Source organism: Treponema sp. R8-4-B8 (assembly GCF_054786175.1).
This window is the reverse complement of the sequence record NZ_BDHE01000365.1, coordinates 1-462: the sequence shown is the minus strand read 5'-3', so window position 1 is coordinate 462 and position 462 is coordinate 1. Positions and strand designations below refer to the sequence as shown.

Annotated in this window: 1 protein-coding gene; it reads left to right on the top strand. The window is 37.9% G+C overall.

Annotated features, from left to right (window positions below):
• Positions 1-241: 241 nt before the first annotated feature.
• Positions 242-364, top strand: coding sequence for a hypothetical protein (locus ACYVRA_RS08785; protein WP_461252336.1), 123 nt, complete (start codon positions 242-244; stop codon positions 362-364).
• The last annotated feature ends 98 nt before the right edge of the window (positions 365-462 follow it).

Sequence of the window (462 nt, the reverse complement as noted above, 5' to 3'; positions counted from 1 at the left end):
TTAATTAGGAGAAAATATTATTGTATTAAACGAACTTATCCAACGCAGTCCACTCCGCATTTTTGAACAGTCAATCTAAGGCGGATTAAAACCCGGATAAATCGGTGTTACCGCTTCACCTAACGGAGTGGGAAAAACATCTGTACTTGTGCAGCTTGCCCTTGACAAACTGCTTCAGGGGAAAAAAGTTATTCACGTATCTTTTACCACCCACAATTCATTGTGACAGCTCAATCAGCACGTGCCTGTTTGGTACAACGATATTTTTGACGAATTTATCAATAAAAAAAATCTTGATAACGCCGTTGAAATAAAAAACAACCTTGTTAAAACCCGCGTATTAATGAGTTTTAATCATGACTGAATCACGAAGAATCAGATTCTTAAAAGTTTAAGGGCAATGATTATCGAAGGCGGCTTTAAGGCCGATTAAATTATTGTAGACGGGTGTGATTTCGCTCG